Genomic DNA, 14531 nt, shown 5'->3' with positions numbered 1-14531 from the left:
TCATGTCCAAGAACATCGTCGTCTTTTCGGACGGCACGGGGCAGGACGGCGGCGCACGTCCCGAACAGCGCATCAGCAACATCTACAAGATGTACCGCGTCTCGCGCGATCATCCCGACGATCCGATCGATCCTTCCCAGCAGGTGGCGTTCTACGACGCCGGTCTCGGTACCGACATCGGCTCGACAGCGCTCACGGCCCCGGTTCGCTTCGTACAGAAGCTGCTCGGGTCGGTGATGGGTGCCGGCATCAAACGCAACATCGCCGACTGCTACGAGTTCATCATCAATCACTACAGGCCCGGCGACAGGATCTTCCTGTTCGGATTCAGCCGGGGATCCTACACGGTCCGCAGCCTGGCCAACCTCCTGATGCTCTGCGGCGTTCCGACGAAGACGCCCGCCGGTCCGCTCATGCGCTTCCGCAAGGACGTCCGCGACATCGCGTGGGAGGCCGTCGACTCCGTCCTGGAGCACGGCGCCGGACATCCACGGGCGGAATATGAAGCCGAACGGCTCGAGCTCGCGCGCCGATTCCAGGTGAAGTACGGGTCCGGCGACGGATCGGATTCGAATGCCGCCCCCTACTTCATCGGCGTGTTCGACACCGTCGCCGCGCTCGGCGCCAGCGGAATGAGGCGCGTCATGATACAAGCCGGGCTGACCGCTGGTGTCGCGGTCGCCGGCCTCGTCGGCGGGTTCGTGCCCGCGGTCGTTCTTTCGGCGCTCGCTTCCTGGATCTTCGGCACCGGCTTCATGTTCGTGGGATTCGCCCTCCAGGTTCTTTTCGCGGCGATCGCGGTAGCCATGTTCTGGCGCTGGCAGAAGAAGGCGAAAGTGAAGACGATCACCGACTACCCGACCCCGGGGCAATCGCAGTCGCATGTGGCGGAATGGAAGGGCGAGAACTTCGACAAGCTGTTGAGCAGGCATGTCGCGTTCGCGCGTTCGGCCAATGCCATCGACGAGACGCGGCTGGATTTCGACCGGGTCGGCTGGGGCGGCAGTGAGGAAGGCGCGCCGCTTTTTCCCGGCCATGCGCGGCTCATCCAGCTCTGGTTCGCGGGAAACCACTCCGATGTCGGGGGATCCTACCCGGAGCCCGAGTCGCGCCTTTCGGATATCGCGCTCGCCTGGATGTGCGAGCAGGCGACTTCCGTGCCGGACGGGCTCAAGACCGGACCGATCATGGTCGACGGACAGAAGATGCCGACCAGCGGCAGCACCGGACCGCAACTCAACATATACCCCGCGGCGGACGGCGTGCAGCACTGCGAGATCGCGGGCATGCGCGACACGCTCGATGCGTACGCGGCGAAACTTCCGAAATGGCGGTGGTTGCAGAGCCGCATCGCGGGCATGAACTGGCCCGCCAAGGTCCGCGATGCCACGCACGACGCACCGGTCCATCCGACCGTCCGGGCGCGTTTCGAGCTCGCCGAAGTGACGCAGTGCGCCAGCGTCGGCCCCTACAGACCCGCGGCGCTTCGGAAGCATGACGATTTCAAACAATTGTACCCGCCCCTCTCTAGCGGCGCACCGGCCTGATGCAGGAAGGCGATCTCACCGAGTTCAACGTTAGGAGCTGTATGGCGACGGGCCGTCGAACAGCATGGGAAGAAGCAAGGATTTGGCGTTCGCTTCGGGTTCTTTCGCACATTAACCGGGACGCGCGCTTTCATGATCGGTTCTATCTGGCCCGTCATCGGGACGGCTCCGTCTCGGGCTTGTTCGGGCCGTCGATGAACGGCTTGAATGACAAGAGCTTGGTTTTGGTCGGAGAGCTTGAGGAGATGACGCTGAGGCGGCTACGCGGCTGTCTTGAAGGGTGGGCGTAAGAGATTGAGGCAGAGCACGGTGGCTAATTGCGGTGGCCGGCACAAGGGCAAGGATCAACAGCAATGATGCCGTTCCGCTGGAAGAATTGCTCTGCCGACATAGAAGCTTCGAGACACGAAATCACGATCCGATCTTATTTTGACGACCTGATTCTTCCTGCGCTGGAGACCCTACACGGGCGAATAGATGAATTGGGCCGGAGCGACTCGCCCGGACGTGGATTTGCTCGAGCTGACATGCAGGATGTGCTGTGCGAAACGAAGTTGGCGTTCGCTCTCTCGATCCAATCGATCTGGGAACGACAACTAAGAGCGTATATACGTGGGTGCGCGCGCGAATTGCGGCCACGCGAGACGACGGCAAGCAAGGTGGAGAAGGCGAACTGGAAGGACTTGTGCAAGCTGTTTCGCGAGCTGCGCGGCATCAAACTCGAGTCTTTCCCAAGTTTCGACACGCTGGACATTCTCCAGCATTTAGGTAATGCCTGCCGGCATGGCGACGGCGAGTCTGCCAACAAGCTATCACAGCGCTGCCCGGATCTTTGGCAATTGTCATCGCCATTGCTACCGGGGTTCGGCTCGACTTCTGCATCGAAGCCGGCGCAGGTCGCAGCGATGGATATTCCCGTCGATCGACTTCGCAGTTTTATTGATGCTGTCGCGGATTTTTGGCTAGATGCCGAGTACATCTACAATGAGAGCATCGACCGCAAGCACCCCAGCCTGGAGGCGCGCCTCGTTCGAGAGCGAGTGGAACGACGCTGGGTGCCGCAGACCCCTGTGAAAGGCGGCTGAAGATGACGGACCTGGAATTAATAGCCGCGCTCGATTCCCTATGGTGCATTCCGGCTCCTGGGCCCAGCAATTTGTTGTCCACGCCCGCCTTCGTTGCGTTGGTTGATCTATGTGAGGCGCGGTATGGGGGCGGCAAGGCGAGGTTCGCCCTGAGCAACGCATTGCGCTCCTTAGGACTGCCCTGCATGTTGCCCGTCGGACTTTCCGGTCAAGCGACTCTGCCTCGGGACGCAGCGAGAGCTCTCAATCAGGCGTTTGAACGACGGACAACTGTCCGGCGGTATATGTGCCCACTGGACCTAGCAGATGCATTGCCTTCCTTGAACTTCGGCCGCGCGCGCGTCGGCGCATTCAGCGCTATGGAGCTTGAGAGGATGTTCGACGCGTCGCGGTTGCTGCGCAACTTCCCCGGCAAGCCTTTGGAAACGACGCGCCTCGCACAGTTTCAATGGCTTAGTGTTGAAGAGGAGGTTGAGGTCGACTCGCGGCCGGACGCACGCGCGGTACCGGGACTCTTTATGGACCTGAGCCGGGACCTTGGTGAGATCGAGCCCCACCTCGGCCGATTTCCGCCGGCGGTTGAAGACGCCCTGTTTTTCTTGCTGCTGGCGCCATGGGAGAAATGGTCGACTTTGCCGGAGGTTGATTGGCGAGGGTTCCGAGTACCATGGATCTGCACCGTGGATGATGACCTGTTCGTCCGGCCCGATCCCGCCCCAAGCGCGGACAGCCTCACCCTCGAACCGTGGCTCGTAGAAGATCGATCGGGTCAGGAGATCGAGCTGGAACGGCCAACGAAGCTGCCGCTCGATGAAGCGGCCGAAGCGGGACTTTTGGACTTTACCGACGAGGCGTGGAGGAAGCTCGAAGCGGCGCGATCTACCCCCCTCTTCGAAACGCCCATCGCCCATTTCATTGTGCGCGCCTTTCTCGCGGACGGCATGGATGAGGTTATGGCACATATGACCGCGATCGAAGCGGCCCTCGGCCTGGAGATGGACCATAGAAAGTGGTTGAGGCCGAAGGCCGACCCGCACAAGAAGGTGTCAGCCACAGATCGTGTGGCCGCGCGGATGGCCGCCTTGTTGAATAAGGCCGCGAGCGGCCAGAGCTACAAAGACCTTTTCGAGCTACGAAGCAGCTACGTACATGGACGAGCAGGCCTACAGAAGGTGTCGACGCCCTTCCGGGTGCGCGCACGTGGCCTCGCGCGCGATGTCGCAAGCGCGTTGGTCGATGTCGCGGCGCAGCCTGTTCGCCCCCGGGCCGATGCTCTGAATGAGCTTCTGGACCGAGGCCTTCGATTCCCTTGAACGCCTGGAGGACGATCGTTCGCGATGACCTGCATTTGTGCCCGTAGCTCGCGCTCAAGATTAACGCCGCGGCGACGCGCCCGTCGGCCGTACCGCCGATCGCCACAACGGGAATACGCAAAGCCTCCATTGCCATATTAGTCGCTTGCTGCAAGGATTGCGAGCGCTCGAGGAACAACCTGTGGATAGCAAGACGCTTCTCAATATCTACGGCGTACTCGGCGCGGCGCTGTTTGCGTTCGCTTTCAGTTTATTCTGGCTGGACGATGCTCTTCATCGCGCGGGGCGAAGGGAGATCGCCTCCTTCGCGGCGACGTCGATGCGAAAGATGACAATGCGCGGAGATTCTACGAACGCGAAACGATTTCTGCCATTTCCCGATCAACCAATGAAGCTGCTCCGGCCGATGGTCGGCGTTGCAGCGCTGTTTAGATGAGGGCAGGGGGAGGATGGCAAAAGCGATTACTCTATCAAGCGGACGATCGTGGAAAACGCAGACGGCGGCCTTGGCCCATTTCAAGCAAATGCTCCACCGTTACGCGGACGATCAGGTCGTGGAAGGCCGCGACGATCAAGATGATCTGCTTGCCCTTCTCGAACGCTACGACGCTATCATAGCCCATGGTCCGGCCAAGATCGGATCTGGGGTTGAGTATTTTCTTCGGCGACGCAATGTCGGAGAGAATTTCTCGACGCCCGGATTTTGGGTTCACAGAACAGACGGCACCGACACCGACTTCAGTTATATCGATGCGGTGAAGGGACAACCGAAATCCAACGCTCAAGAGTTCTACGACGCTTGCAGGGGTGCTGTCGCAGCTGACCTTCTCGCCGCAAAGAAGCGTCATTTCGAGACCCATGGCGATAGCTCTGGCCGCGTACCGTGCGATCTTTCCGATGAGATGATTTCATTTGGGGAGGCTCATTTGGATCATGCGTATCCGACATTTGGGCAACTGGTCGTAGGTTTCCGCGCGGCCCGCGGATGGCAGCACGGCGTCCCTGCCGGAATACTCACACCCCCCGCCGATGCCCAGACGGCTACCAGCTTTCTTGACGCATCTGTCGTTGACGCTTTTCGGCAATTCCATAGCGGCGCTGTGACGTTGAGAATCGTGTCGCGTGCGACCAACCTGGCAATGTCGGCGGAGCAACGACGGCCGAGAATTAAGCGGCCTGTCCACCTGGAGGCTTAGGGAGCGAGCGAATATCGAAATGACTTTGCCGATGGAAAAGAACGATCTCATCACTGCCCGGGAGATGCCCAATCCCGATGCGGTGGTTGCGACCGCTCGAGCTGAAGGGCCGTGGAGTGATCTGGCCCTCCACAGCATCGGCTGGAAAGCATTTCAGGATCTCTGTTCGCAGGTATGCGAGGAAGTTCTTCACCGTCCTGTCGCAATATTCCGCGAAGCGCAGGATGGTGGGCAAGACGCTGTCTTTCTCATCCGATCCGCCGACGATGCCGCCTCACAGGTCGGTAGCGTGCAGTGCAAGCATTCATCGAACGCCTCACAACGACTGAAGGCGAGCGACCTGACCCCTGAACTGGAGCACGTCGAGCAACTCGTCGCTGGAGATCAAGCCCATACTTACATTTTCATGACCAGTATGAGCGTCGATGCTCCTGTCGCGGCGGAGCTCCGTAGGAGGCTTCATGCGTTAGGCGTTAAGAAGGCGCACGTTCTTGGAAAACAATATCTCGTAAGAGCAATACGTAGCAGCGCGCGCCTTCGAGCGCTTGTGCCACAGGTATATGGTCTTGGCGATCTCTCGGCGATTCTTGACCAGCGCCTGGTCCAGCAGACGCGCGCGTTGCTGGACCACTGGATACCAAAGCTAAAGGTCTATGTCCCGACTGCTGCACACCGGAAGGCCGTCAACGCTCTAAACGAACACGGCGTCGTCTTACTGCTCGGCAATCCATCCACCGGCAAATCGGCGATCGGCGCAATATTGTCGACGATCGCCTCTGAGGACATGCGCCATACTGTTCTCAATCTCACGAGCCCTCGAGACTTCGATGCCGGGTGGAATCCTCACGATCCTGGCAGATTTTTCTGGATCGATGATGCTTTTGGCTCCAACGTCGTTCGCGAAGAGTATGTCCAGGATTGGGCGTCCACGTTTCGCAAAGTCCAGGCCGCAATCAGCCGGGGAAATCGCTTTCTCCTGACCTCTCGGCGGCACATTTATGAGGCAGCCAAATGGCGGCTCGGACAGCGCAATCTGCCTATGTTCGTTGATGGCCGCGCGATCGTTGACGTTGGTGACCTGAGTCCATCTGAAAAGGGCCAAATCCTCTACAACCACATCACGTTTGGCGCCCAAACACAGAGCTGGAAGCGCAGCGTTAAGCCCTATCTGGAAGAAGTTGCGGCTGTTCCCGAATTTCTCCCGGGAATAGCAGAGCGCCTTGGAGATCCATCATTTACGAAAAGCTTGGCGGTCACAGAGGGGGAGCTGCTACGTTTTATGCGAGAGCCGAAAGAGCACCTGATCGACACGATCAATGCTCTCGATGATCCGCTGCGCGCCGCACTTATTCTCGTCTATGTTCATCAGGGCGCAATGCCGCACAATGCAATCGACGCGGCTGCGGCGTCCGTTGTGAGCGAGCTCACCGGCGTGGCGGCGCCGCGTATCCGCGATAGTCTGGCCGAGCTGAAGGGATCTTTTCTTCGAACGGCTGTTGTTGCAGGCACCGAAACATGGTCCTTCGCACACCCGACAATTGCTGATGCGCTGACGAGCATCCTGAGAGAACGACCGCATTTTATAGCGGCGCTCCTGCGCGGAGCGAGCATTGAGACCATTCTCGGCACTTTCGTTTGCGAAGGCATGCGGTCAATGCAAGATGCTCCGATAATCCCCGCAACGTTGGATGACGTCTTGGTCGCTCGGTTATCTCGAATTCCGAACGAAACGTCGATCAATTGGTCGATGTTCCGATTTCTCGCTGAACGCGCGAGCGACAAGGTCTTTGAACGAGTGGTCGTCGCCGACGATGAAATTCTTCGGCGTGAGTCGTGGCAGAGCCATCGCGTGTCTCACGATCCGAAAGTTCAGGCGCATGCGCGTGCGTATCGTCTGGGGTGGCTGGACGAATATGACCAAACGCAGACAGCCGCACGCCTTCGAGAGGCCGCTTTACGGGACTTCGATCTCTCGTTCTTTGAGGAAGGCGATATTCTTCGATTGATCCCGGCGGCTGAGGTGATTTCGCTGGGAATGAAGATGCGCTCAAAGACGCTGGTCGAAGCTCCGGAGCGAATTCAGGCTGTTGCCGAGGACGCGGACCTCGATGAGGATCCGGAATCTCATTTCGAAAACTATTCGCGCGGCCTAGAAATATTGAGCGAGTTCGAGGATCTGGACGCCTCAACAGAGGAATTAATTGATGAGGCGCGCCAGGCGATGGCGGCAGCCGTCGAAGATATTACGGAGCGCAAGGAGGCCGAGGACAAACCCGACCATAAGGCTGAGTGGAACTACATGTCTCCAGTTCCGCGCGAACAAGAATCGAAACCGGTTGCACCTGCGGCTCCTGCGAGGCGATCTATTTTCGATGACGTTGATCGCTAATCAGGCCGAGCTCATCAGGGCCGGCAAGAGGACCTCACCACCGATGCTCAAAACTTTTGGCTAAGCGAGCGATAGTAGCGGTACTGACCCGAGCCGGCTGGGTGCTCGAACTGAAAGCAGCTTGCGAAATTCTCAATCGCCTGCATCACCCCTTTCAAGGAAGGAGCAGTGAAGGCGTGGGTCTGACCAGTGGACCAGTGGGACAGGTAGTTGCTCACGATGGTCGCTACAGCGGTGCCGAGACCGGTGATCTGGGCAGGCTCCAACACCAGGCGGCGAGCAGCATCGTGGAGATCGACAGCTGCCTTGATGGCGTCGATCAGGTTCTTTGCCATATGTTTGTCGTCGTTAAAAGCAATGGCAATCGGTACGGGTACGCCGACCTTTGAGATGACTTCCTCGAGTTTGAACTCCAGATACTGCCTGATCCGCGGAGCAGCATCGTCCGTATTACCGGTGTCGAGAAAGGCGTGGGTTGCATCGCGGACTTTGTGGATCGCACCCGACTGCGGCAGGACGGCCGTCCGCGCGGTGCCCTGGATGCATTGATGCCACCAGTCTCCCTCATTCGCGTTAGTGTTGAACAGCTTTTCGAGAACGGTGTCATGGCTCAGCAGAACCACCTGTGGACCGCTGGGGACGCCGGGGCGGGCAAATTGTCCTTTGATCACGTTCATCAAATGAAACTGGTGCCCGGAATCGAGGCTCGATGTCACATCATCGAGAATGAGAAACTTGGCCCCCGCCCCGTAGAGCGACGCCGCTGCCAAGTAGACGCTGATCGCAAAGGCGTTGCGATAGCTCTCGGAGAGAACGGCTTGAGCTGAAATGTCTGGCAGGGTCCAGAATTGTGCGAGGGAGATAGAGAGATCCTCGCTACCGACACGCTTCTTCAGTGCTGGCACGACATCGGTGAACATGATGGCCGCGAAGATGGTCCGCGTGACCGGTTCGATGGCGATGAGCCGACGCGCACTTGTAGCGGATTCAGAGCTGGCGAACGATGAGCTCGCGGCGTCGAGAAAGGTCTTTACCCGGGCGATCCGCGCAAGTTCCGCGCCGACGTCGGAATGCCCCTTCATGGCGGCGCGCAAGTCCGACAGATTGGTCTGAAGACGACGTGCGGCTTCAGCCTTTTCGACAACGGCCGTGAGTTTGTTGGGCAAGCTCTTCTCCAGAGCCATCTTACTATCCGTGAGCTCTGCGACCTTCGCGTCGGCGCGATCGGTCAGCGTCTTCAGCCATTCAGTAACGGCACGTGCACGCGTGCCGTCGAGGGTTCCCTTGACGCCGATGTCCTTTGCCTCGGCAAGGTGGGCCTGCTCTTCAGGTTGGCGACCCAACCGCTCCAGGTCGTCGAGTTGATTCCAGCCCCTTTCGGTCCACTCTTGAACCAGATTAGCCGAAGCCGCCTCAACCGCCTCGAAGTCGGCGATTTTACGACGGACATGATCGAGAACCGAATTGGTATCCGATCGATCGCATGCCGGGCAGACGCACTTATCCGCCCAGGAGTCATCGGCAAGGATGGTTTCGCTGAGGCCGTAGAGCTGATGGAATAGAACCCCTTGGGTGACCTGCAGCGCAACGTCGCGGGCGTCCGCTAGCTCGATCAGACGCCCGGCATCCTCTTCGCTTGGCGCGGTTTTCGCCGCGTCAATCCAACTCGTTTGATCGCGGAGGATTTTCGCGAGCTGTTCCCATGCCTCACCACCCTCGGCGGTCTTTGCGGCATCGACGCAAGCCGACGGGTCGATCTCCTCGAACGTGCGACCCTCGCAAAGCGGCCTAAGCAGCTCGACGCCATGAAGGGCGGAATGAGCCTTCGCGAGCATCGTCGTTTCGGCTTCCGCCGGATCATACTCGTCTGCGACGAGCGCCGTGTAGGCCTCCTTGATGTTGGCCCGGGCGCGCTGTGCGGTAACGGTCGCGCTGTTTTGAGTGGCCTCCTTGGCGGCCACGCCGAAGTGGTTGTTGAATGCCTTCGTGTTCGCGAGCGACGCAAGGCCCTGTCGCAAGGCGGAGTAACGCTTCAGACCGAGCAGTCCGGCAAACGATCGACCACGCTTCTGCGGTGAAAAGTCGATGAAGTCCTGAAAGGTCTTTCCGTCAAGGAGGACGAACTCGCGATTGATATCAGCGAGAATGGCGTCTCCATCTGCGCCGTTGCTCGCCGAGACAGTCCGGGCGCCTGCGGCATCGCGCTGGACGGTTATGGTGACCTCCGCGCCACCGGCGGCCGGCTCTAAGGTCAGAGCGACGGTCCCGACGCCACCAGTATGGAAGCGGTTAAGATAGTAGGATGGTCCCTTTTCGGCTGCCGGTAGATCCTCCAACTTCGGAATTCGACCGGTAATCGCATAAACGATGGCGTCGAAGATTGATGTCTTTCCGACACCGTTGGGCGCGGAAATCGAATTGACGCAATCCGGTTTGAGCTTGAGTACGAGCGGTGCACCCTCGTTGTTGATGCCGCGAAACCCTTCGATGGAGACCTTTTGAAGATACCAACCGCTCATTGTGCGGCGCCTTCGCTGGAGGAAGGTTGTTCGGGCTCGACGGGCGCGGTCACCGCGTACAATGCGTCAAGCAGTTCGTCTTGATCGAATGGGATTTCTAGGCTGATCTTCGAAAGCGATGTGGATAAGACGCTTGCCAGAGATTCATCGATTGTTTTGAGTGCGCTCGTGAACGCAGAAATATTTTGATCGACCGTTTGATTGTCATCGATGTCGAACGCAGTTAGCTTGTCCTTCGCCATTATAGCCCCCGGCGTATTATCCCCTTCGAATATCTACTCGATTCTGAAGTTGCTAGCACACCCGTCTTTCCGCTGTCATAGGCCCGTACGGCAGCTTTGGACGAGATGGAGCCCGTGCCAGGCATGGAGGCCGAGCGCCTCGATCGGAAACAGACTCGCCAGCCAGCGGCACCGCCAGATCCGGAATGCGGATCCCGAGCAAGGTCGCTGCCGGTCGCCACTTTGGGGCGCGACCTCGGGGCAGCTGTAGAGGGTGAGCGTGGTAAGCCGGACGTAAACTGCGAGTAGCCAGCTTCTCCCTGCGAACTGGTAGCGAGGGTACCAGCCGCGGGTTCGGATCCCGCTTGCGACGAAGCGGCTAAGCAGGAGCAATACTTGTACTTGTGTGTACTCATCTTGCTATGCTTTGCGATCTTCCATCCCACTGATTCGTGCCGGCGATGAGCATTCTCTCAGGCGATCCGATTACCCAGCTCGCATTTTCGATGTTCGAGAACAGAGGTGTCGAAGGACAATGCGCTTTGCCTAAGAAATGAAACCTTCCCGGTCTTACCGGGGTAAGCACCTTCATGAGCATTTATCGACTAATTCGAGCAAGTTAGTAGCGCGCACTGGGGCTGGACGAGCCATCCAATGTCTAATCTCATCAAATTGGCTTCCTGGAAAGACGGAGCAACCAGCGCAGACAGAAGCACGCTCAACGTGGTTTTTGTCCACGGATTGAATGGGCACGCCTATAACACGTGGCGGAGCGGAATGAATGATGCATCTGCCGATCCCACCTTCTGGCCTCTCTGGCTTGCGCAAGACCTCGCGGACATTGCAGTTTTCACTTTGAGCTATGAAGCTCCGATCTCAAATTGGATCGGAACGTCGATGCCATTCCAGCGACGAGCAGCAAATGTATTGCAACGGTTGCTGTTGGAGACATCCCTGCAAAGCAAACCCACGATCTTCATCGCTCACAGCCTTGGTGGACTTCTCATTAAGCAGATCATGCTCGATCTGGCGAACCGGAAAGACGCGAGCTCAGGAGCACTGCTCGATCACGTGCGGGGCATCATTTTCATGGGGACCCCGCATACCGGCTCTGGGAAAGCTACGCTCCTTGAGAAGTTGAGCTTTCTAGCCTGGCCATCTGACATGACTTTGGCTTTGAAGCTCGATGACCCCGTTCTCGAAAAATTAAACAATGACTATCGCAACTGGGCCAAGGGGAGAGCCACAGGCTTATCACATTTGGCATTTTACGAGACGCAGCACACTCCTGCTGGTATCATCGTAGCACCTGGTGCATCCGACCCTGTTCTTGACGGAGTAACCGCTACTCCACTAGACAAAAACCACACTAATATCTCGACACCGGTCGATCGATCCGCGCTCGAATATCTTCTCATTAAGGACTTTATCGGACGTGTCGCTTCACAGTCGCCGCCGCCGGACCCTCGCGCGGAGCTGGAAGTAAACTTCGGGAATTCGGTCCCTCCAGAACATCGTCTAGTGAAGGAACCCCTGCCTCCAATTGCAAGGTCGCAGCCGGTTTTTGCCTTTCCAAAGATTGTTCGCGTTGCAACGATCCTTGCGATCGGAGCGTCAGTTTACTTTCTCTTCCGACCTGTGCCGCCTCCGGGAAGAGAACCGTGGGATAAGACTATCCCCTCAAAGCTCACGTTTGGGCTCACGCGGACGGACTTTGTGAAGTCTGTCTTGGGCGAGCCAAATCAGAGTGCACTTTTCAATTCGGTTTTCGATAGGGATGGATGCCGCATCTCAATCATCCACACCAGTAAAGAACCTGCCCAAGTCGTCTCCGGTACCGTACAGGGCGACACAGTCTTGGCCACCATAATATCTCATGACCTGAATTCGTCCGATTGCAAGGCAACCATACGTCCGCCTTTTGAATTGATCGTCAAAGGCTCCGCAATCGGGAGTCCAAATAAGACGCTCAAAGAGGCAACCTTCCAAGATTTTGGGGCTTTGCAGTCGCTTGATACGACGGACGATCCACTTAAGCATTCGTTCCACTGCGAGCCATTACTCGCTTATGTCGGGGATTATATTATGAGCCAGGGAGCCCTTCGGCTTCGGAAAAGCGCGGGAGATATTCTAGGTCTGACCTGTCGGATTCATCAAAATTGGGGGCCGCTAGGCCAATACGATATGCAGATTTGGCGACGCGCCCCGGATCCTCCGGCGAAGGATGACAAACTCGCCGCGTTAGTCGGTCAGCTTCGACAGAATTACCTCGTAACCAACGGCTGCTATATCGACTGCAAACCGACCGATTTTCAACGCACGCAATATTACACTGACCTCACGCTGAACGATGTACTTCAGGCGCTTGCGCCAGCTCGCGTAGACGGAGTCGGGTTCTTTCCTGCGGATCCGATAGCAGGCCGGATGGTCAATGCAGCCTTATGTCCAAGTTCCGAGTGCGGTATTTATTTGAACCTGCCGGCTCCGCAACCACCTGGACCACCAATCGAAGCGCCGAAGTCCTTACCTCAGAAGAAAAGTCGATAGCGGGCAGCTTCGCTCGACATAGAGCATGGGATCGCAATCCAATCTCCCAGAGTGAGCTTTTGTACCAGCTGCTGGACCCAACGGGGCCACGTGAGCATGGGGACGGCAGGCTACGAGCTTGCCAACAGCGCTTCCGGTCCGTCCGATTTGTACGCTGCAGCGCGCAGGAGTTAGGCAAGCAGCCGGCCGACATAGTTGAAGGTGACCGCGGCCCGGCCCGTCTCCTCACCGAGCCGCAATACGACATCGATCCACGATCCCAAGGCGGCCGCATCGACGCTGTCGGGTGTCGATCCCGGAACGGTCTTTAAATGCGACAGCAGGGAATAACGACGCAAGACCCGCGTCTAGCGCGTCGCCTCTATCGCGTCGGCCATCTCGTCGACGGTGCTCTTGAAGCGCGCCGGATCGTGCAGGGCGGCCTTCACCTCTTCTGCCCATTCCGATCTCGTCGACATCCACTCGACCATCTTTCCGGCATCGATCCCGCGATTGCGGGCGAGATAGAGCGACGAGACCTTCGCCGGCACTGACTCGCGCACGCAGTTTGCACTTTCTGGATGGATCATTGAAAACACGCGCCAAGCCCGGGAAACGGCGATCAGTTGTCCATCCTCTGCGAGCTTGGACAACATCTCGAGAATGGGCCCCGACGGCGTGATGTGCGTCTCCGAACCTTTGCCGACGACGGCTTCCGCCACACGTGTAGCCTGCTCGATTCCGGTTGCGGAAAGCGCCACGGCGAGCGCTTCGATCGCTTCGTCGCCTCCGACGCCAGCGAAATACTGCGCGCGGTCGGTGAACCCTTTGGCCGCGTGCGCGGCGACCTCGTCCTTGTCCGCAGGCAGGACCCGCAGAATGTCATCTTCGTATTCGAATATGCCGGCCGCCACGAGGGAGGCAAAATCCTTCTCGAACCGAGGATGCTCCGCATCGTCGCCAAAAAGGCTTGCCATGTCGCCGGAAACGACGAGCGCCAGGGTGTCCGGCTCGAGCTGCGGGATCAATCTTTTGTCGCCTTTTCCTCCGAGCAAGAGAGAGACGACCATCGATTCCCGCAACCGCTGTCCGGGTCCGGAGCCAGGCCGAAGCAGAGCGGATTTGCTTCGGTGAATGACGGACGATGACAACACGTAGGGCACGACGGCGCGATAGTAGTCGTGCGAGAGTCCGTCGCCGTCCACCGTCTCCAGATTCCCCTCATCCAACCAAAACAAAGTGGGTATCCAGCATGGCTGGGGCAGACACGCGATCAGTCTGCGGCGAAATGCGCCAGCATCGACAGGTCGATCCGAGCCTGCCAACGATCTGCTGAGGTCGTGCCAATCTCGAAAGCCGCCTGCGATCGCGGCGGCTTTCTGGCAGCGATTAAGCGGAAAAATGATCCCGCTGTCGCCGAACAACGTTTTGAGATTCTTCGCGAATTTCTTCGCGCCTTCGAGCGTCGAGAACATGCGAGCGTCCTTCATCTCGGCCGGGTTAAGACGCGCTGCTCGTCTCATCGGCCGAATGAGGGGAATCGGACGCGAGAGCTAAGTGAAGGAGTAGTCGTTGGACCAAAAGTCCTTTGCCAAGGCAGCGGCCTAGCCGACGAAGGCGACTTGAACCGAATCTAGAGCCGTTCGCCGATTTTTTCAAGAATTAGGAGTGAATTGTCCCGTGATCTTTGCTCGTCCGGCATCCGGTCCCGAGGGAGACCTCCGACGTCAGCGAC

General features: G+C 58.4%; 11 protein-coding genes. 7 read left to right on the top strand and 4 right to left on the bottom strand.

From position 1 onward, the window contains the following. The first annotated feature begins 2 nt into the window (after positions 1 to 2). The 6 genes from UB31_RS27800 (at position 3) to UB31_RS27770 (ending at position 7530) form a co-directional block, all read left to right on the top strand. Positions 3 to 1547: a T6SS phospholipase effector Tle1-like catalytic domain-containing protein gene (locus UB31_RS27800; RefSeq protein WP_045013167.1), complete on the top strand. Its 1545-nt coding sequence runs from the start codon at positions 3 to 5 to the stop codon at positions 1545 to 1547. A gap of 353 nt (positions 1548 to 1900) precedes the next feature. Next, entirely contained in the window at positions 1901 to 2632 is a 732-nt protein-coding gene (locus UB31_RS27790; RefSeq protein WP_045013165.1) for a hypothetical protein, read from the top strand. A gap of 374 nt (positions 2633 to 3006) precedes the next feature. Continuing rightward, a complete protein-coding gene (locus UB31_RS27785) occupies positions 3007 to 3945 on the top strand; it encodes a hypothetical protein (protein ID WP_245306074.1) in 939 nt (312 codons plus the stop codon). A gap of 181 nt (positions 3946 to 4126) precedes the next feature. After that, positions 4127 to 4381, top strand: a complete 255-nt coding sequence (locus UB31_RS42265; protein ID WP_197090872.1) for a hypothetical protein — start codon at positions 4127 to 4129, stop codon at positions 4379 to 4381. Positions 4382 to 4394: 13 nt separating this feature from the next. Beyond that, entirely contained in the window at positions 4395 to 5141 is a 747-nt protein-coding gene (locus UB31_RS27775; protein ID WP_045013163.1) for a DUF3223 domain-containing protein, read from the top strand. 31 nt (positions 5142 to 5172) lie between these two features. Then, positions 5173 to 7530 (top strand): nSTAND3 domain-containing NTPase, encoded by a 2358-nt coding sequence (locus UB31_RS27770; protein ID WP_245306073.1) that lies wholly within the window; start codon positions 5173 to 5175, stop codon positions 7528 to 7530. A gap of 47 nt (positions 7531 to 7577) precedes the next feature. Here UB31_RS27770 and UB31_RS27765 read toward each other — a convergent pair whose 3' ends face one another. After that, positions 7578 to 10049, bottom strand: coding sequence for an AAA family ATPase (locus UB31_RS27765; RefSeq protein WP_045013162.1), 2472 nt, complete (start codon positions 10047 to 10049; stop codon positions 7578 to 7580). After that, on the bottom strand, positions 10046 to 10291 hold the full coding sequence (locus UB31_RS27760; protein ID WP_045013161.1) for a hypothetical protein: 246 nt from the start codon (positions 10289 to 10291) through the stop codon (positions 10046 to 10048). Before UB31_RS27760 ends, UB31_RS27765 begins: the two co-directional genes overlap by 4 nt. Before the next feature lie 633 nt (positions 10292 to 10924). Between UB31_RS27760 and UB31_RS27755 the strand changes: the two genes are divergently transcribed. Further along, positions 10925 to 12817, top strand: a complete 1893-nt coding sequence (locus UB31_RS27755; protein ID WP_156175587.1) for an esterase/lipase family protein — start codon at positions 10925 to 10927, stop codon at positions 12815 to 12817. Between the two features lie 170 nt (positions 12818 to 12987). On the opposite strand, the gene UB31_RS41700 is transcribed toward UB31_RS27755, so the two are convergent. Together UB31_RS41700 and UB31_RS39965 are read right to left on the bottom strand one after the other, a co-directional pair. Next, the gene (locus UB31_RS41700) at positions 12988 to 13155 is read right to left on the bottom strand and encodes a hypothetical protein (protein ID WP_156175586.1); all 168 of its coding nucleotides are present in this window, start codon (positions 13153 to 13155) and stop codon (positions 12988 to 12990) included. 9 nt (positions 13156 to 13164) lie between these two features. Continuing rightward, entirely contained in the window at positions 13165 to 14271 is a 1107-nt protein-coding gene (locus UB31_RS39965; protein WP_156175585.1) for a hypothetical protein, read from the bottom strand. Between the last annotated feature and the right edge of the window lie 260 nt (positions 14272 to 14531).

The sequence above is a fragment of the Bradyrhizobium sp. LTSP849 genome (assembly GCF_000938255.1).
GTDB lineage: Bacteria > Pseudomonadota > Alphaproteobacteria > Rhizobiales > Xanthobacteraceae > Bradyrhizobium.
Note: the sequence above shows the minus strand (reverse complement) of the source record. Positions and strands in the feature narration are given on the sequence as shown.

Coding starts and splice junctions, on each gene's coding strand:
- UB31_RS27800 (WP_045013167.1), top strand. CDS start 3: ATGTCCAAGAACATCGTCGTCTTTTCGGACGGCACGGGGCAGGACGGC.
- UB31_RS27790 (WP_045013165.1), top strand. CDS start 1,901: ATGATGCCGTTCCGCTGGAAGAATTGCTCTGCCGACATAGAAGCTTCG.
- UB31_RS27785 (WP_245306074.1), top strand. CDS start 3,007: ATGTTCGACGCGTCGCGGTTGCTGCGCAACTTCCCCGGCAAGCCTTTG.
- UB31_RS27775 (WP_045013163.1), top strand. CDS start 4,395: ATGGCAAAAGCGATTACTCTATCAAGCGGACGATCGTGGAAAACGCAG.
- UB31_RS27770 (WP_245306073.1), top strand. CDS start 5,173: ATGGAAAAGAACGATCTCATCACTGCCCGGGAGATGCCCAATCCCGAT.
- UB31_RS27765 (WP_045013162.1), bottom strand. CDS start 10,049: ATGAGCGGTTGGTATCTTCAAAAGGTCTCCATCGAAGGGTTTCGCGGC.
- UB31_RS27760 (WP_045013161.1), bottom strand. CDS start 10,291: ATGGCGAAGGACAAGCTAACTGCGTTCGACATCGATGACAATCAAACG.
- UB31_RS27755 (WP_156175587.1), top strand. CDS start 10,925: ATGTCTAATCTCATCAAATTGGCTTCCTGGAAAGACGGAGCAACCAGC.
- UB31_RS39965 (WP_156175585.1), bottom strand. CDS start 14,271: ATGTTCTCGACGCTCGAAGGCGCGAAGAAATTCGCGAAGAATCTCAAA.